This window comes from Ensifer sp. 1H6, from assembly GCF_001976035.1.
Taxonomy (GTDB): domain Bacteria; phylum Pseudomonadota; class Alphaproteobacteria; order Rhizobiales; family Rhizobiaceae; genus Ensifer; species Ensifer canadensis.
In genome coordinates this window covers 222,589-240,062 of sequence record NZ_MOAI01000008.1, presented here as the reverse complement: position 1 = coordinate 240,062, position 17,474 = coordinate 222,589, and the positions used below count along the sequence as shown (strand labels likewise).

17 protein-coding genes and 2 pseudogenes are annotated in these 17,474 nt (G+C 60.7%); all 19 read left to right on the top strand.

Translation table 11 applies throughout. The features are described 5' to 3' along the window. On the top strand, positions 1 to 179 hold a 179-nt coding region (locus BKP54_RS12505), incomplete at its 5' end, for a flagellin (RefSeq protein WP_280951637.1). A gap of 332 nt (positions 180 to 511) precedes the next feature. Beyond that, entirely contained in the window at positions 512 to 1,480 is a 969-nt protein-coding gene (locus tag BKP54_RS12500) for a flagellin (protein ID WP_025425932.1), read from the top strand. A 453-nt stretch (positions 1,481 to 1,933) separates the two neighbouring features. Then, on the top strand, positions 1,934 to 2,587 hold the full coding sequence (locus BKP54_RS12495) for a hypothetical protein (protein WP_025425933.1): 654 nt from the start codon (positions 1,934 to 1,936) through the stop codon (positions 2,585 to 2,587). Next, the gene (locus tag BKP54_RS12490) at positions 2,584 to 3,792 is read left to right on the top strand and encodes a MotB family protein (protein WP_025425934.1); all 1,209 of its coding nucleotides are present in this window, start codon (positions 2,584 to 2,586) and stop codon (positions 3,790 to 3,792) included. The genes BKP54_RS12495 and BKP54_RS12490 overlap by 4 nt, the downstream gene beginning before the upstream one ends. Before the next feature lie 5 nt (positions 3,793 to 3,797). After that, positions 3,798 to 5,108 carry a chemotaxis protein MotC gene (gene motC / locus BKP54_RS12485; protein WP_025425935.1) on the top strand — a complete coding sequence of 437 codons (1,311 nt, stop codon included), beginning with the start codon at positions 3,798 to 3,800 and terminating at the stop codon, positions 5,106 to 5,108. Next, positions 5,105 to 6,561 (top strand): annotated as a pseudogene (locus tag BKP54_RS36465) (flagellar hook-length control protein FliK). The gene motC and the pseudogene BKP54_RS36465 overlap by 4 nt, the downstream one beginning before the upstream one ends. Continuing rightward, positions 6,512 to 7,069 carry a transglycosylase SLT domain-containing protein gene (locus tag BKP54_RS12470; RefSeq protein ID WP_025425937.1) on the top strand — a complete coding sequence of 186 codons (558 nt, stop codon included), beginning with the start codon at positions 6,512 to 6,514 and terminating at the stop codon, positions 7,067 to 7,069. The pseudogene BKP54_RS36465 and the gene BKP54_RS12470 overlap by 50 nt, the downstream one beginning before the upstream one ends. A gap of 270 nt (positions 7,070 to 7,339) precedes the next feature. Beyond that, positions 7,340 to 8,011, top strand: a complete 672-nt coding sequence (locus BKP54_RS12465; protein WP_025425938.1) for a response regulator transcription factor — start codon at positions 7,340 to 7,342, stop codon at positions 8,009 to 8,011. Positions 8,012 to 8,102: 91 nt separating this feature from the next. Continuing rightward, a complete protein-coding gene (locus BKP54_RS12460) occupies positions 8,103 to 9,335 on the top strand; it encodes a flagellar hook protein FlgE (protein ID WP_025425939.1) in 1,233 nt (410 codons plus the stop codon). Between the two features lie 23 nt (positions 9,336 to 9,358). After that, complete coding sequence (gene flgK, locus BKP54_RS12455) at positions 9,359 to 10,774, top strand: flagellar hook-associated protein FlgK (protein ID WP_025425940.1); 1,416 nt, start codon at positions 9,359 to 9,361, stop codon at positions 10,772 to 10,774. Between the two features lie 2 nt (positions 10,775 to 10,776). Next, positions 10,777 to 11,829, top strand: a complete 1,053-nt coding sequence (locus BKP54_RS12450; RefSeq protein WP_025425941.1) for a flagellar hook-associated family protein — start codon at positions 10,777 to 10,779, stop codon at positions 11,827 to 11,829. A gap of 35 nt (positions 11,830 to 11,864) precedes the next feature. After that, positions 11,865 to 12,212 (top strand): flagellar biosynthesis regulator FlaF, encoded by a 348-nt coding sequence (gene flaF / locus BKP54_RS12445; protein ID WP_025425942.1) that lies wholly within the window; start codon positions 11,865 to 11,867, stop codon positions 12,210 to 12,212. Further along, positions 12,209 to 12,658, top strand: coding sequence for a flagellar biosynthesis repressor FlbT (flbT, locus tag BKP54_RS12440; protein ID WP_025425943.1), 450 nt, complete (start codon positions 12,209 to 12,211; stop codon positions 12,656 to 12,658). Before flaF ends, flbT begins: the two co-directional genes overlap by 4 nt. Then, entirely contained in the window at positions 12,649 to 13,059 is a 411-nt protein-coding gene (gene flgD, locus BKP54_RS12435) for a flagellar hook assembly protein FlgD (protein ID WP_025425944.1), read from the top strand. Before flbT ends, flgD begins: the two co-directional genes overlap by 10 nt. Positions 13,060 to 13,066: 7 nt before the next feature. Further along, on the top strand, positions 13,067 to 13,333 hold the full coding sequence (gene fliQ / locus BKP54_RS12430; RefSeq protein ID WP_025425945.1) for a flagellar biosynthesis protein FliQ: 267 nt from the start codon (positions 13,067 to 13,069) through the stop codon (positions 13,331 to 13,333). Positions 13,334 to 13,552: 219 nt separating this feature from the next. Beyond that, a pseudogene (gene flhA / locus BKP54_RS12425) lies at positions 13,553 to 15,638 on the top strand (flagellar biosynthesis protein FlhA). Then, complete coding sequence (fliR, locus tag BKP54_RS12420) at positions 15,635 to 16,387, top strand: flagellar biosynthetic protein FliR (RefSeq protein ID WP_025425947.1); 753 nt, start codon at positions 15,635 to 15,637, stop codon at positions 16,385 to 16,387. The pseudogene flhA and the gene fliR overlap by 4 nt, the downstream one beginning before the upstream one ends. Before the next feature lie 4 nt (positions 16,388 to 16,391). Continuing rightward, positions 16,392 to 16,805: a hypothetical protein gene (locus tag BKP54_RS12415; protein ID WP_025425948.1), complete on the top strand. Its 414-nt coding sequence runs from the start codon at positions 16,392 to 16,394 to the stop codon at positions 16,803 to 16,805. A gap of 116 nt (positions 16,806 to 16,921) precedes the next feature. Next, positions 16,922 to 17,473 (top strand): rod-binding protein, encoded by a 552-nt coding sequence (locus BKP54_RS12410; RefSeq protein ID WP_025425949.1) that lies wholly within the window; start codon positions 16,922 to 16,924, stop codon positions 17,471 to 17,473. The last annotated feature ends 1 nt before the right edge of the window (position 17,474 follow it).

The window sequence follows — 17,474 nt, the reverse complement described above, 5'->3', positions numbered from 1 at the left end:
AGGACTTCGTCGACAACCTGATGGACTCGATCGAATCGGGCGTCGGCAAGCTGGTTGACGCCGACATGAACGAAGAGTCGACCCGCCTGAAGGCTCTGCAGACGCAGCAGCAGCTCGGCATCCAGGCCCTGACGATTGCCAACACCAACTCGCAGAACATCCTGTCGCTGTTCCGTTAATCAGCGCATAGGTATGACGGACGCATCTGCGCCCGTCATGATCATGACCTCCAGGAAGCCGCGCCGCCCGAAAGGACGGCGCGGTTTTTGCGTTACCGGGGCGTTGTCTTTTGCCGTTAACGCCTGCTTCATATTCCCTTATTTTTGTTCACCTTCGTTACTGACTTATGAATGGCGTTAACCGTTTGTTAACCAAACAATCGTTACACATTCGTTAAGAGCGAAGGGTCGCCCCCAGGGCAAAACAGGGGCGGTTCGCATGACGCTGGTCCCGTCGCTGCCGGTCAATCACTCCGGAATGTTCTCAGAAAATCTTTCGGGGCAAGTGACCAATGACCAGCATCATGACCAACACGGCCGCCATGGCCGCACTTCAGACGTTGCGTTCGATCAACACCAATATGGCCGAAGTGCAGGAGCGAATCTCGTCCGGCTACCGCGTGCAGACAGCAGCCGACAACGCCGCCTATTGGTCGATCGCGACCACCATGCGCTCGGACAACGCCGCACTCTCCACCGTTCAGGATGCGCTTGGTCTCGGTGCGGCGAAGGTCGACACTGCCTATGCGGCGATGAAGGCGTCGATCGACGTCGTCACCGAAATCAAGACCAAGCTCGTCGCCGCGCGCGAGCCCGGCGTCGACAAGCTCAAGATCAACAAGGAAATCACCGAGCTGAAGAACCAGCTCATGTCCGCCGCACAATCGGCGTCGTTCTCGAGCGAGAACTGGCTCTACAATACCAATACAGCCGCCGTCGGCACGAAGTCGGTCGTCGCTTCCTTCAACCGCGACGGAAACGGCAATGTTTCCATCACGACGCTCGATTTCGACACGGCGCAATCGATGCTGATCGACACGGGCAGCGCGGCGCGCGGCCTGCTGACCAGGGCCTATGATGCCGACCAGCTGCAGCAGACGCCGACCGGCACCGCCGCACCGTACTATCTGATCGTCGCCCCGCCGGCTGCGCCGCCGACCGGCACCGAAATCAAGCTGACTGCGACGACCGCGCCCACGGAAATGGACGCGATGATCCGCGTCGTCGACAAGATCCTCGGGCAGCTGACGGACGCCGGTTCGACACTCGGCGCGATCACCAAGCGTATCGACATGCAGGAAAGCTTTGTCGCCAACCTGATGGATACGATCGACAAGGGCGTCGGTCGTCTGGTCGATGCCGACATGAATGAGGAATCGACGCGCTTGAAGGCGCTGCAGACGCAGCAGCAGCTCGGCATTCAGGCGCTGTCGATCGCCAATACCAACTCCGAAAACATCCTGCGCCTCTTCCAGCAGTAAGGTTTTCCAGCCGGTGGCGCCTTGGTTCCGCCGGTTTGGGACCGCCCGTCCGTGCCCGCCGAGAAGGCGGATATCGAATCGAGTTGAGTTCTGCCACGTCGTCGGTCACGGCACCCGGTGGAAACGGTTGACCGCGCTAATTGCCCTGGCGCGGTCCAACACATTCATTTTCGCACAAGTTTGACCGAATAGCGTTCCCTCGCAGTCCTGTCGGATGACTGCCGGCCAATATGAGATTTGCGCCGCCGCCTGCATCGGTCTGCCGCCGGAATGAAAATTCCCGTGCCCGGCCGCTGTAAGTCAAAGAATGCAGGGTTCGCCGCTATCGGTGACCGGACCCGAGGGAGACATTTCAGCAGTGTCAGGATCATGGGAATTCTGCGCCGTAGGGCGGCGCCTGTCGGGCAGACGGGGATCGCCTTCTATCGTGCTGCGCGCATCGAGGTTCCAGCCATGAGCGCGATGCTGTCCCGCTATCTCAAGGATTTCAGTGCGCCGAAAGTCGAATTGTCGATGATGCCGCAGAAATACTTCCCCGATCTGGATACAGACTACTCCGATGGCGACCGGCACACGTCGCGAGCGGCTGCGCCGCAGATCGATGTCGAAGCCGAACGGCGCGAGGCTTTCGAGCAGGGCCGCGCCGAAGCGTCGGCGGAGCTTGCCTTCGAACACGGCAATCAGATCGCCGATCTCCAGGCGGCCCACGCGGCCGAAATCGAGGCCCTGACCAGGCGCCTCGAGGACGAGGCCGCAAGTCGCATGGCCGGACGGTTTCAGGAGATGACCGAGCATCTGGCGGTTTCGCTGGGTGACCAGACCGCCCGGGTGCTTGCACCTGTCATGGAGGAGGCGCTCGCGCAGCGCGCCGTTGCCGATATGGCGCAGATGATCCGGCAGGGAATTATCGCTGGCGAAGGCTGTGCGATCACCATCAAGGGTCCGCTTCCCCTGTTCGAAGCATTGAAGAGCAGCCTCGGCGACGACATGCCGGTGTTCCGCCACGTTGAAACCAACGACATCGACCTCGCCATCGAAATGGATGAGACGATCCTCGTTACAAGAATGGCGGCTTGGGCCGACACTGTCCGGAAGGTCCTCGCATGAGCGACGAAAGCCATCACAACGGCAAGAACGAAATCATCATCGTCAAACGAGTGAGTGGCGGTCATGGCGAGCATCACGGCGGCGGCTGGAAGATTGCCTACGCCGACTTCATGACGGCGATGATGGCCTTCTTCCTCGTCATGTGGCTGATCAATGCCGCCAACGAGGAGACGAAGGCGGCCATCGCCTCCTATTTCAACCCGGTGCAGCTGACCGACCAGAAGCCCGCTGAGCGTGGCTTGAAGGATCCTGCCAAGGATGCGCAGGGCGAAGAGACACAGCAGCGATCGAAGGTCGACGGCGAGCAGGAAAAATCGGGCGGCTCGGCCAAGACCGGCGACCAGCTGACCGCAACCTCGGGCGAGGAAACGAAATACTCCGACGCCGATTTCTTCGAGAATCCCTATTCGGTGCTTTCGGAAATCGCGCAGGAAGTCGGCCAGCAGGCAAACATCAGCGTCAAGGGTGACGGCGGTGCGGCGCAGTCCGGGCCGTCGACCGGGGCGGAAGGCGGCGAGGCCTTTCGCGATCCATTCGACCCGGACTTCTGGACCAAACAGGTCGAAGTCAAGGATGCCGGCAACACCACCGAGAAGGACGTCGCCTTGGCGTCCAAGGCGGCGATGGCGAGCGGCGCAGCGCCATTGCAGAAGACCGCCGAAGAACAAAAGGCCGAAGGGAAGCCGGCCGACGCCGGTAAGACTGATGCCGAAGAGGCAGAACTTGCCAAACCGGATGCCGCAGCGCAGGCCGAGGAATTGAAGGCCGAGATCAAGAGGGAGCTCGGAGGCGATGCCGGCAAACTGGCAGAGGGCCTCGTCGTGACGCCGGCTGAAGGCGGTCTGCTGTTGACGATCAGCGAACAGACGGATTCCCAGATGTTTGCCGTCGGCTCGGCCGTGCCGCAGAAGGAACTTGTCATGGCCATGGAGAAGATCGGCCGGCTGCTGTCTGAGCGCCAGGGCGTTGTCGCCATCCGTGGCCACACCGATGGTCGTCCGTTCAAGGACGGCACCTATGACAACTGGCGCCTGTCGGCTGCGCGCGCCCAGAGCGCCTACTACATGCTCGTTCGCGGTGGTCTCAAGGAAGATCGCGTCAGCCAGATCAGCGGCTTTGCCGACCGGCGGCTACAGATCCCTGGCGATCCCTATGCGCCCGGCAACCGCCGTATCGAAATCCTGCTGCAGTCGGCTAAGGGTTAGAACCGATGCTGCGACGCTTGCGATCCGCCTTGATGATGTCGGCACTGGCCATCCCGCTTTCGGCGGGAATGGCGGATGCCAACGACCTCGAGGAGCTTGCACCCTTCAAGATGATCCGGTCGCTGCAATACGTGCAGGACTCGGTGGTGCTCGGCGATCATTCTGCCATCGAGATGCAGCGCTTCATGCTGGGTGCGATCGACAAGCGGCTCAGGGCTGCGGATGCGTCCGTGTTCCGCGATCCGCGCAATGTCGATGCGGCACTTGTCTACGCCATGAGCGGCGGTAATCCGGAAACACTCAACTATCTCGCCGACCATGATGTCGATGGCAATTTCGATTCGCGCGTTACTGACGCGCTTAGGCAATATCTCGGCGGCAAGGGTGGCCTGATCGTCGAGAGCCTGTCGAAGGCGGCGCCCGAGTACCGCAATTCCCGTGTTGGTCCCTACCTGTTCCTGATCCTCGGCAATGCCACATCTCAGCAGGACCCGGTCGGGGCGATGAAGTTCTACGACTGGGCGCGATTGACTGCTCCGGGAACGATTATCGAGGAGGCGGCGCTTCGTCGCTCGGTCTTCCTTGCTGTGCAGGCGAACATGCCTGACAAGGGATTTCGTTATGCCCTGAACTACGCCCGCCGATACCTGACGTCGCCCTATGCCAGCCAATTCGCCGACGTCTTCGTCGAGCTGGCCGTCGGGCATTTCGACGAGGCGGCGCACGAACGGATTTCCGAAATCCTGACTTTCATGGATGCGCCGCGCCAGCGCGAGGTCTATCTTCGCGTCGCACGACGTGCGGCTATCAGCGGAAAGCAATCCTTGGCAAAGCTTGCCTCGGAACGGGCCGAGCAGCTCGCAGCCGACGGTGCGTCCGAGCCGCGTGTGCTCGCCAATTTTTACGCCGGGCTGGCGTCGGTACCGTCGTCTGACGTCTTTGCCGCAACACAGAGCATCGCCGCGATCCCGGACGCTGAGCTTTCTCCGCGTGACCGAGCCCTGCGTGACGCGGCAAAGGCAGTTGCAGAGGCCGTTGTCAGACCACCGGACGATGAAAGCCTCACGCAAGCGTTCTCCGCTAGACCGGTTAGACCAGCCACGCCAGTCGAGCAGATCGAAGGTGCGGAAACGGGAAGCGGCATGAGCCCGTTCGGTAGCCCGGCGGCTGATGCCAGCGCCCCAGAAGCTGGCGAGACGACACAGGCCAGCGCTGAGACTGCCGACGCCTCCGATCCTGCTCACGACGGTTTCGTGGCCAAGGGGCGGTCCAAGTTGGAGGAGATCGATGCGCTGCTAAGGGGGGAAGGCAAATGAGAGCTCTCGACGAAAGCCTGCGCGCACCACCTCAGTCCCAGACGGGCAAGCCGGGCGCACGTGCGGGCGGCAAGGAGCAAGCCCCCGGCGCCTTCGAGGACGCCGTCGCAACCGCTGGGCGCCAGAAGGCGAACGGTCAGGGCGGACAAGGTTCGTCCGCCGGCAACGGCGAGGCGGCCGAAGGCGAAAACTCTGGAGCTGCGACCTTGATTGGCAATGGCGGCATTAAAGGCGGCGACGCCAAGATCTCGATCTCCAAGCAGGCGCACAATCGTGCACCTGGGGATCCGGAAGATCCGTTGCTCGACAATCACAATGCTCAGAACGAGCGGTTCTCGCTCGCGGAGCGTGGACGAGACGCCAAGCGTGTTGCTGCCAAGGCGGCGCGGGCGCGCGAACAGGCGAATGAGACGGTTGCCGCCGACGCCGACGAATTGGCCGCCGGCATAGCGGGTTTGTCGCGCGGCTTGGGTAGGGGCCAGGCAAACGGCGCGCAGGGTGCAGACGGCGAGCCAACTGATGCGGCCGCGGCTTCAGATGCCAAGACTTCCCCAAGCGCCAGCGTAGACGACCTGCTGACGCTGCTCGGCGGCAACGCCATGCCGTCGACGCGTGCTGATGCCCAAGGTGGCTCGGCCGGCGCCGCTGGCGTCCATGCCCTCGGTGAACGCGGCGCCAAGGGCGCTGGGCATGGCGAGATGATCGATGCCATGGTGCGAGTGCCGAAGGTGCCGATGGCGAACAGGGCACCGACCGGTTGTTCCGCTTCGCCCGCGCCGATGGCAAGGGGCAGGCGATTTCGATGAGCATATCGAAGGACGGCGAACGGGCGACGGTTGACGCCGCGCGGTCAAATGCCAAGGCTGAGAACGTCACCGTGCTCGAAGCTCGCCGTTATCTCGGCATTTCGATGAACAGCAATTCCACCAATGTCGCCAACGCGATCGCCGGCGACGCGGGCTTTGCCCAGTCGTTGCAGCCGAGTGCTGCCCTCGGCCAGCCGGGTGCCTGGACGCAGGCCGGCAAGACCTTGAACACGCTCAAGATCCAGATGCATCCGATCGAGCTTGGCCTCGTCACCGCAACGTTGCGGTTGAAGGACGACGAGCTGCAGGTCGAGCTGAAGGTGGAGAACGGCGAAGCCTTCCGCCAGCTGCGCGACGACCAGAGCGAAATGGTCAAGGCGCTGCGAGCCCAGGGCTTCGCGGTCGATCAGATCGACGTCGTGTTCAATTCGGGCAGCGATACATCGACGGGCGGCGGCAGCTCGCAGCCGCAGGCCCAGGCGGGCCAGCAGGGCCGCGATCGCGCCGAGGACGGTAGCGGGCAGGGGCGGCAGCGACAGGATGGCGACAGCCAGGGTTCAGTGGCGGAAAGGCGGGTTGGCAATGGCGGTACGGATGATGCGGTTGCCGGCACTGAGCGTTCTCGCACTGGTCACGTCTACATGTAGCGCATTCGCCGGTGCCGACACTGGAATCTGCGAACGTGAAATCATCTCGGCAGCATCCAAATACGGCATTCCGGCCGGCATACTCTACTCCGTCGGATTGACGGAAACCGGCCGCAAGGGGTCGCTGCAACCCTACGCAATGAATATCGAAGGTAAGGCCTATTTCGGCACCAGCACGCAGGATGTTCTCGTTCGATTTGCCAACGCTCAGGCGCAGGGTGCCAAGCTCATCGATCTCGGTTGCATGCAGATAAATTACCACTTCCATGGCGATCAGTTCGCATCGCCGACGGAGATGCTTGACCCTCGCAAGAATGTCGAATATGCCGCGCGCTTCCTGTCCAACCTTCGAGCGAAGCATGAGAGCTGGACAATGGCCGTCGCACGGTATCATGCCGGCCCGAACAACGACCCGGCGCAGAAGAAATATGTCTGCCGGGTGATCGCGAATCTGGTCGCGACGGGCTACGGCAAGTGGACGCCGAATGCCACGCAGTTCTGTCAATAAGCAACCAATGATTGTTTGATTACGGGTCATTCTGCATTGTGGCGACAATGCGTGGAGAATGTGACGGCAAGTGGTTTTGTCGCAAGCCGTTAACTTTTCCACATTATTTTAGTGTGACCGTTAACGCTTAGCCACTAGATGTAGATCAAATCGGCGCGATATGGTTAATCAATTATTAATTCCACCCATTAACTTCCTCTAGTTGTTCATGAATCCCTCGATTCGTACCTCTCAATCAGTGCGGTGCCATACTGATTCGGAGGCGGACGAATGATCGTAGTGGTTGACGATAGAGAACTCGTGAAAGACGGCTACACGTCGCTTTTCGGGCGTGAAGGAATTCCCTCGACGGGCTTTGATCCCAAGGAGTTCGGCGAGTGGGTGAATGCGGCGGCAGATTCGGATATCGACGCGGTCGAAGCGTTTCTGATCGGCCAGGGTGACAGCACCTTTGCCTTGCCGCGCGCGATCCGCGACCGGTCGATGGCGCCCGTCATTGCGGTCAGCGATACGCCTTCGCTCGAAAACACCCTGGCGTTGTTCGACTGCGGCGTCGACGACGTCGTTCGCAAGCCGGTTCACCCCCGCGAGATCCTGGCACGCGTTGCGGCGATCCGTCGCCGCCTGAAAGCCATCAACAACTACACCGACATCGGCCCGATCCGCGTCTTTGCAGATGGCCGCGATCCGGAGATCAACGGCGACGTGTTCGCATTGCCACGCCGCGAGCGCCGCATTCTCGAATATCTGGTCTCCAACCGCGGGCGCCGAGTCTCCAAGTCTCAGATTTTCAACGCGATTTACGGCATCTTCGATGAAGACGTCGAGGAGAACGTCGTCGAAAGCCACATCAGCAAGCTGCGCAAGAAACTGCGCAAGAAGTTGGGCTTCGACCCGATCGATTCCAAGCGGTTCCTTGGCTACTGCATCGACTGGAACTAAGGCGCGGCTAGGCGGGTCAGGGCGTACCTAAGACAGGTTCACGCAAGGCCCGCTTCCTAGTGTCGCTGCAACGTGGAAATGAGGATCCGATATGAGTCTCTATGGCAGCATGAGAACGGGCGTCTCCGGTATGAACGCTCAGTCGAACCGTCTCGGCACTGTCGCCGAAAACATCGCGAATGCGAACACGACGGGCTACAAGCGCGCCTCGACAGAGTTCTCATCGATGATCCTGCCTTCGGGCGGCGGCAACTACAATTCCGGCGGCGTCGAGACCCAGGTGCGCTACAGCATTTCGCAGCAGGGCGGCACAAGCTACACGACGTCCTCGAGCGACCTCGCGATCAACGGCGGCGGCTTCTTCATCGTGCAGGGCAACGGCGGCGAGAATTTCCTGACCCGTGCCGGCTCCTTCGTTCCCGATAAGGACGGCAACCTCGTCAACACCGCCGGCTTCAAGCTGATGGGCTACGAATACAAGGCTGGCGCCGACCCGACGGTCGTGGTCAACGGCTTCGACGGCCTGACGGAAGTCAAGCTCAAGGACGAAGGCCTGGTGGCGTCGGGCTCGACCAAGGGCACGATGGAAGCGAACCTGCCGTCAGGTGCTGCCGTCGGCGACGAAAAGCCGACGTCGCTTGTCGTCTACGACAGCCAGGGTAACACCCGCATCCTCGACTTCGTCTACAAGAAAACCGGCGTGAACCAGTGGTCGCTTGAGATACGGGACCGTTCGACATACACGGCAGGCCCGCCGGCAACGGGCGTGATCGGCTCGCAGAGCATGACGTTTGACGCGGCCGGCAAGCGCATTTCGGCCACGCCCGCCACGCTGACGACGACGCCTATCAACAACCTGCCGGGCACAGGCGCCAATCTCGGCGCCCTGACGATCGACACGACAAAGACGTCGCAGCTCGGTGGCGATTTCACCAGCACCGGCGGCGGCATCGACGGCAGCAAGCCGAGCAAGATGTCGGGCTTCGAGATCGACAAGGAAGGCGTGGTCTACGTCAAGTACGGCGACGGTAACCTCATTCCGAAGTTCCGCATCGCGCTTGCCACCGTCCAGAGCCCGGACAGGCTCTTGCCGCAGTCTGGCAACGTCTACTCGCAGGGCACCGATTCCGGCGTCATCGTCACCGGTTTTGCCGGCTCCGGTGCGTTCGGCAACATCCAGTCCAAGGCGCTCGAGAACTCCAACGTCGATATCGCCAACGAGCTGACCTCGATGATCGAGGCGCAACGCAACTACACGGCAAACTCCAAGGTGTTCCAGACCGCATCGGACCTGCTTGAAGTTCTGGTCAACCTGAAACGGTAATTGAAAGAGATACGGTCCGCGTTATGTCGCTGTCCTCCGCAATATCCATCGCACAACAGGCTTTCAGCAACACGGCGCAGCAAACCGCGATCGTGTCGAAGAACATCGCGAACGCGGGCAACGCGGACTACTCGCGTCGGCTTGCTTTGCTCGGAAGCACGGCGAATGGCGCGCAGGTCGTATCCATCTACCGTGCCCAGAACGAGGCGCTGCTCAAACAGAGCATCGCCGGCATGGGCGAGGCCTCGGGCCAGGCAAGGCTGCGGGAAGGGCTGGAACTGATGAAGTCGGCGCTCGGTGGCAACAGCTACGAGACGGCGCCTTCCAAGCTGCTGGCCGATTTCCGCAACAGCCTTCAGACCTTTGCCGCGACCCCTGGCAACAAGACGATCGCCGCAACGGCGGTTTCTGATGCCGGGGACCTGGCGGATTCGCTCAACAAGGCCTCCAAGTCCGTCCAGGACATGCGCGAGAATGCCGACAAGGAAATCGCGCTGGAGGTCGACAAGCTGAATGGCCTGTTGGCGGAATTCGAAAAGGCCAACAACGCCGTCAAGGCGGCAACGGCGCAAGGGTCGGACCCGAACGACGCGCTCGATCAGCGCGACAAGATTTTGAAGCAGGTCTCCGAGATCGTCGGCATTTCGACGACGACGCGCGCCAACAACGACACTGTGATCTTCACCACCGACGGGACCGTGCTGTTCGAGACGATTCCGCGCTCGGTCACCTTCGCCTCGCAAAACGTTTACGACGCGACGACAGTCGGCAACAAGATCTATGTCGACGGCGTGCCGATTGCCGCGGGAACCGGCGCCGATACGACGGCGAAGGGCAAGCTAGCAGCACTCGTACAGCTGCGCGACGACGTCGGGCCGAAATTCCAGTCGCAGCTCGACGAAATCGCCCGCGGCCTGGTGACGATGTTCCAGGAAGGCGGCCAGCCCGGCCTGTTTACCTGGGGAACGGCGGGTATTCCGCCAGTCGGCATCGTGCCTGGCATGGCATCGAAGATCACGGTCAACGCGCTTGCCAAGGCAGACCCGCTGATGCTGCGCGACGGTGGTTTCGACGGTACGTCGAACAACCCCACCGGCAATGCAGGCTATACCGCCCTGCTGGACGGCTTCATCAACGCAATGGGTGAGAACATGGCGTTCGACCCAGCGTCCGGCCTCGACAGCAACAGCAACATTCTGAATTTCGCCACCAGCTCCGTCGGCTGGTTGGAGCAGTTCCGCAAGACGGCATCGACAGCCGACGACAACAAGTCGGCTCTGCTGTCGCGCACGGCGGAAGCGCTGAGCAAGCAGACTGGCGTCAGCATCGACGAAGAACTGTCGCTGCTGCTCGATCTCGAACAATCCTACAAAGCATCGGCCAAGCTGGTCAGCACCGTGGACGCCATGATGGCGGCCCTTATGGAAGCTGTGAGGTAATCATGAAGACATCCTTCGTTTCGAACCTGGCGATTCAGACCGCCATGCGCCTGACGATCCAGCAGACTCAGGCCGAGTTGCTGCGACGCACCCAGGAAAGCACGAGCGGCATTCACTACGACATCGGCCTAACGCTTGGGGCGTCGACGTCGCGATCGCTCAATCTGCAGCGCGAGCTGGACAGGATGGGCTCCCTGAAGGGCACCAACGCCGTGGTCACGCAGAGGCTTTCCGCCTCCCAGGGCGCGCTTGAGACGATGCAGAAGGCCGCCGAGAAGGTGCGCGACACGCTTGTGACCTACAAGGGCAACGACAGCGTCGACGCGATGAAGATCCTGAAGTCCGAAGTGAATGGCGCGCTTCAGATCTTCACATCGGCGGCGAACACCTCTTTCAACGGTGAGTTCCTGTTTTCGGGCATCAACTCAGACGTCAAGCCGCTCGCGGACTACAACTCCGTGCCTCCGTCTGCGGCCAAGGCCGCATTCGATACGGCGCTCAGCAGCTACATGTCGACAAACAGCCTGACCGACATGAGCCAGTTCACGCCGGCACAGATGCAGGACTTCATCACGACCAAGCTCGAACCGATGTTCATGGGCACGGATTGGGATGCCAACTGGTCTGATGCCTCGAGCCAGAACATGACGAGCCGGATCAGCGCCAGCGAGGTCATCGAGAGCTCGACCAACGCCAATACCAAGAGCTTCCGGATGTTCGCGCTTGCCAGCGTGATCTCGTCGGAACTGATGGACAAGAACGTCAATTCGCAGGTCCGCAACACGCTCAACAACGCCGCATTCGGCTACATGGAGCAGGCTATTGCCGGCCTGAACGGGGAACGCAGCTCGCTCGGTATCTCGGAGTCGCGCGTCAAGAAGGCGACGACTTCGATCGAGGCGCAGGAGAAGCTCATCAAGACCCACATCATCGACGTCAACGGCATCGATCAGGAAGAAAACGCAACGCGCGTGAATATGTTGAAGACCCAGCTCGATACATCCTACGCGCTGACGTCGAGACTGCAGCAGATGAGCTTGCTCAACTACCTCTGAGAAGAGGCGACCGGACAAACATGAAGGATGTCTGAATGTACCAATTTTCCTATGCCGAGATCATGGAGGATGGCGTTGCCGACTCCAAGAATCGAGAGCGGCAGGTACTCGATCGCTCGATTGCGCTCCTTGAAGCCGCAAGACAGCAGAACGGGTATTCGAGAGAAGCCATCGAGGCGATCTATTTCACCCGGCGCGTCTGGATCCGCTTCATCGAGGATCTTCGCGCTCCGGAAAACCAGCTCAACGAAGAGCTGCGCGCCAATCTGATTTCGATCGCCATCTGGATACTCAACGAGACGGAAAAGATCCGCAAACGCGAATCCTCCAACTTCCAGGGCATAATTGACATTACCACCATCATCAGGGATGGACTGAAATGAAGAGCACACTGCGTATCTCGCTGAAGTCGGGCGAAAGAATTTTTGTAAACGGCGCGGTTCTTCGCGTTGACCGCAAGGTCGCCGTCGAATTCCTGAATGACGTGACCTTCCTTCTGGAAAACCACGTGCTTCAGCCGGAAGACGCGACGACGCCGTTGAAGCAGCTCTACTTCATCGCCCAGATGATCCTGATCAACCCGGAAGGCGCCGAGCAATCGACCGCAATGTTCCGCAAGTCGGTCGTCATGCTGCTTAACTGCTTCAAGAACGAAGAGATCCTGGCCGAACTGAAGCGGGTCGACGGCCTGGTCACCAACGGCCGCGCCTTCGAAGCGCTGAAGGCGATCCGTGGGCTCTACGCCATCGAAGACCGCATCCTCAACACGCAGGAAATCACGCCGGCCACGGTCGAGCAGATTCGCAAGGAGATCGCACCATGGCGGTAAGCGGCGTCAGCAACAATGACTACACCCCGATCGTCTCGGGTGCCGACTCTGGCAACGACGCCAGCAAGGCGTCGCTGAACTACGAGAGCTTCCTCAAGCTGCTCGTGGCCCAGATGAAGAATCAGGACCCGACGCAGCCGATGGACGCCACGCAGCAGATCGCGCAGCTCGCGACCTTCTCGCAGGTCGAACAGACGATCAAGACCAACAAGAATCTCGAAAGCCTGCTGCAGCGCACGTCGCTCAGCGAGGCGGACGCGGTGATCGGCAAGACTGTCACCAATGCCGACGGCACAGTCACTGGCGTTGTCAAGGAAGTCAAACTATACTCTGACGGAATCATTGCAGTGCTGGATAACGGCAAGGAGCTCGTTATCGGCCCAGGCGTCAAGGTAAAGTGATACCCCTATGAATGAGGCGGATGCCCTCGATATCGTGCAGGCTGCGATCTGGACCGTGATCGTTGCCTCGGGGCCCGCCGTTCTCGCCGCGATGATCGTCGGCGTCGTCATCGCCTTCATTCAGGCGCTGACCCAGGTTCAGGAAATGACCCTGACCTTCGTACCGAAGATCCTTGCCGTGATGATCACGGTCGCTGTTTCCGCGCCTTTCATCGGCGCCCAGATCTCGATCTTCACCGACATCGTCTTCTCCCGAATCCAGTCCGGATTCTGAGCGCGCCTTACGGCATAATTTCATTCTTAAATCGGATCGATTTAAGAATGAAATTATGCAGCAAGTTTAAAGCGATACAGCGTCCTTTGCGCGTCATATTTGACGCGCGGCGCTGTCGCGCTACCACCTTCGCGCAAGCTTGGGCCTCTATCTCCAGTCTTAAGATTGGGGCAGCGCGTGTGAATGCTGCCCGACCTCTCATGAAGAGACGGAAGAGACATGGCACAGCAAGCGGCGTTGATCATCCCGAAAGTAGCACCAAAGGGCCGGGACATCGGCTTTGCGCTCGGGATCGTCATGATCCTGGCAATTCTCTTCCTGCCGATCCCGCCGTTCCTGATCGACATGGGGCTGGCTTTCTCGATCGCCTTCTCGGTCCTGATCCTGATGGTGGCGCTGTGGATCCAGCGGCCGCTCGAATTCTCGTCCTTTCCGACGATCCTTTTGATTTCGACCATGGTTCGCCTGGCGTTGAATATCGCAACGACGCGCGTCATCCTTTCCCACGGTCACGAAGGCCACGGCGCGCCGGCGGCGTCATTTCCGGTTTCGCCAGCCTCGTCATGTCCGGCGATTTCGTCATCGGTCTGATCGTCTTCCTGATCCTGATCACGGTGAACTTCATCGTCATCACCAAGGGTGCGACGCGTATCGCCGAAGTCGGCGCGCGCTTCACCCTCGATGCCATTCCCGGCAAGCAGATGGCGATCGACGCCGACCTTTCGGCCGGTCTGATCGACGAAAAGGAAGCGCAGCATCGTCGTCGCGAACTGGAGCAGGAAAGCTCGTTCTTCGGCGCAATGGACGGCGCGTCGAAGTTCGTGCGCGGCGATGCGATCGCCGGCCTGATCATCACCGCGATCAATATTTTTGGCGGCATCATCATCGGCTATCTGCGCCATGACATGCCGATCGGCGAAGCGGCCGACGTCTTCGTCAAGCTTTCCGTCGGTGACGGTCTGGTCTCACAGATCCCCGCGCTGATCGTCTCGCTCGCCGCCGGCCTCCTCGTGTCGCGTGGCGGAACCGCCGGCTCGACCGACCAGGCCGTTGTCGGGCAGCTCGGTGGTTATCCCCGCGCTTTGATGGTTGCCTCCGGTCTGATCATCCTGCTTGCGCTGGTTCCGGGACTGCCGTTTCTGCCGTTTGCGTTCCTTGGCGGCGGCATGGCGTTCCTGAGCTGGGTCATTCCGCGGCAGATCGAGGCGGAAAATGCGGCGCGCCGGATGGAGGAAGCCGCGACGGCCCAGCAGGCTAAGGACGGTGAGGCGGACTCGGTCAAATCGGTGCTGAAGACGGCGGAGATCGAATTGCTGCTCGGCAAGCAGGTGTCGACCCGACTGCTCGGCGCGCACCAGGAACTGGCCTTCCGCGTCGGCAAGATGCGCCGCAAGTTCGCCGGTCAATACGGTCTCGTCATTCCGGAGATCAAGGTTTCCGACGACATCAGCATCCCGGACAAGGCCTATCACGTGCGCATCCACGGCACGACGATCGCCTCCAACACGGTGCGTGTCGGTGAAGTTCTGGTGGTCACAGGCGCGGCCGCCGTCCGAGCGTGCCGGGAGACGAGATCCGTGAGCCCGCCTTCGGCATGCCGGCGGTCTCGATCCTCGAGACATTCACCGAAGACCTGAAGCGCGAAGGCTTCCACCCGATCGACAACGTCTCGGTGGTGCTGACGCATCTGTCCGAAGTGATCCGCAACAACCTGCCGCATCTCTTGTCCTACAAGGATGTGAAGGTACTGATCGATCGGCTGGACCCGGAATACCGCAAGCTGGCCGACGAAATCTGCACTTCGCACATGTCCTATTCCGGCCTGCAGGCAGTCTTGAAGCTGCTCTTGGCGGAGCGGGTATCGATCCGCAACCTGCACCTGATCCTCGAAGCGGTGGCCGAACTCGCGCCGCATGTCCGCAAGACGGAGCAGATCGTCGAGCACGTGCGTGTGCGCATGTCGCAGCAGCTGTGCGGCGACCTTGCCGACAACGGCGTCCTGCGCGTCCTGCGCCTCGGCAACAAATGGGATATGGTGTTCCACCAGGCGCTGAAGCGCGACGCAAAGGGTGAAGTCGTCGAGTTCGACATCGATCCGCGCCATCTCGAAGAGTTCAGCGAGCAGGCGACGAAAGTTATCCGTGAACATCTCGATCGCGGCATGCCCTTCGTACTGGTAAGTTCGCCCGAATCCCGTTCTTATGTCCGCATGATCATCGAGCGTCTTTTTGCCACTTTGCCCGTGCTCTCGCATGTCGAGCTTGCCAAGGGCCTCGAGATCAAGATCATCGGCTCTATTTCATGATAACCGACCCCGAGGGCACGGTGCTCGCACTGTTTGCGGCATTCTGCCGGATCGGGGCGTGTATCATGATCATGCCGGGGTTCTCGACCGCGCGCATTCCCATGCAGATCCGGCTGTTCATCGCGGTCGCCATCTCCATGGCGATCCTACCCGTCATGTGGACCGATATCTATCCGCAGGTGACCGGCAAGGGACACACCTATATCTACCTGATCGCTGCCGAAACCGCCGTCGGCGCGGTCATCGGCCTGGTTGCCCGCTACTATGTGCTCGGCCTTCAGTTCGCTGGCACGACGATAACGATGCTGATGGGCTTCAGCCCGCCGCCGTCGTCGGACGTGATCGAAGACACGGCGGAAAACCAGCTCACCAGCATGATCAGTTTTGCCGGCTTGATGATCCTGTTCATGCTCGATTTCCACCACGTGATGTTCGAGGCGATCGCCCAGTCCTATCGGGTCATGCCGGTCGGCAGCGTCTTCGATCCGCAGGGCGTGCTCATCACCCTGACGGATTCGCTCGAGCAGACCTTCATGATCATGCTGAGGCTCGCGAGCCCCTTCCTGATCTATGGCCTTTTGTTCAACGTCGCCATCGGCATGGTCAACAAGCTGGCGCCGCAGATCCCGATCTACTTCATCTCGCAGCCCTATCTGATCATGGGCGGCATGTTCCTGCTCTATCTCGGTATCGCCGCCATGCTGCGCCTGTTCGGCGACGGCTTTGCGCCGGTCATGCAAGGGGGATAGCCACATGAAGACGCGGTCGCAGAAGCTCAAGCGCCTGGTCGCAGTCCAACGGCATCTCGAGCAGATGGCCGAGGCTGACTTTGTCGAGATGGTGCGGCAGCGCGAGGCCCTGGCCGAGACGATTGATGTCGTCGTCGATGCCATGGGCTCGGCCCATCCGATGCATCGCATGTTTTCCGGCCACTATTCCTCGCAGGTCGGGCGCCTCGTGCAGAAGGACCAGATGCTGTTCGGCATCCAGCAGACGCACGAAGCGCGCATGCTGAAGGAGCGGGCCAAGGCCGACCGGCTCGAGGAAAACATGAAGGATGCCCGGCAATCGGAAGACCGGGAAGAGGCCGACAATTCGATCTATGACCTGATCGATCAACACGTTGCCCGCCAAGCGCCAGCTTCCGGTAAGGTTGACGGGCGATAGTGCGACATCCGGAACGCTCCACCCCCGTGTGGTGGGACGTTCGGTCGAGATGTTGAACGCGCGATTGCGTCGGCCCGGTCGGGGTCGCTGCGATGCCGTTGTCGAGAGGATTTGTCATGGCTATCTCTCCGCCCAGCGATCTGGTGATGGACGTCGTGCGCGCGGCCGATCCGGCCGAGGTGCAGGAAGCGCAGGCCCGGCTGAAGGCCAATCGCGCCGCCTTCCAGGCGACGAGCCTCGCCGAAAACGGCAACGGTTTCGCCGCCGCCGTCAACGTCCTCAACTCTTCGGAGGGATCGAGCGGCCTCGGCGATATCAACAACCGGGTCGAGCAGAAGAAGGTTCCCGAGACCTATCGCAAGTTCGAAGCGATGATCCTGCAGAATTTCGTGAAATCCATGCTTCCGAACGACAGCGAGAATGTTTTCGGAAAGGGCACGTCCGGCGACATCTGGAAAAGCATGATGGCCGAGCAGATCGGCGATGTCATTTCCAAGAGCGGCGGCATCGGCATTGCCGACCAGTTGGCTGCCGGCGATGCGCGCGAACGTGTCAATGCCTCGCTCGATGGCAACAGCCGAAACCTGGCCGCAAGCCTCGTGCAGGAATACGAGCGCAAGACGCTCACTGGCTACACGACTGAAGACGATAAAAACAAACAAGCTTAAT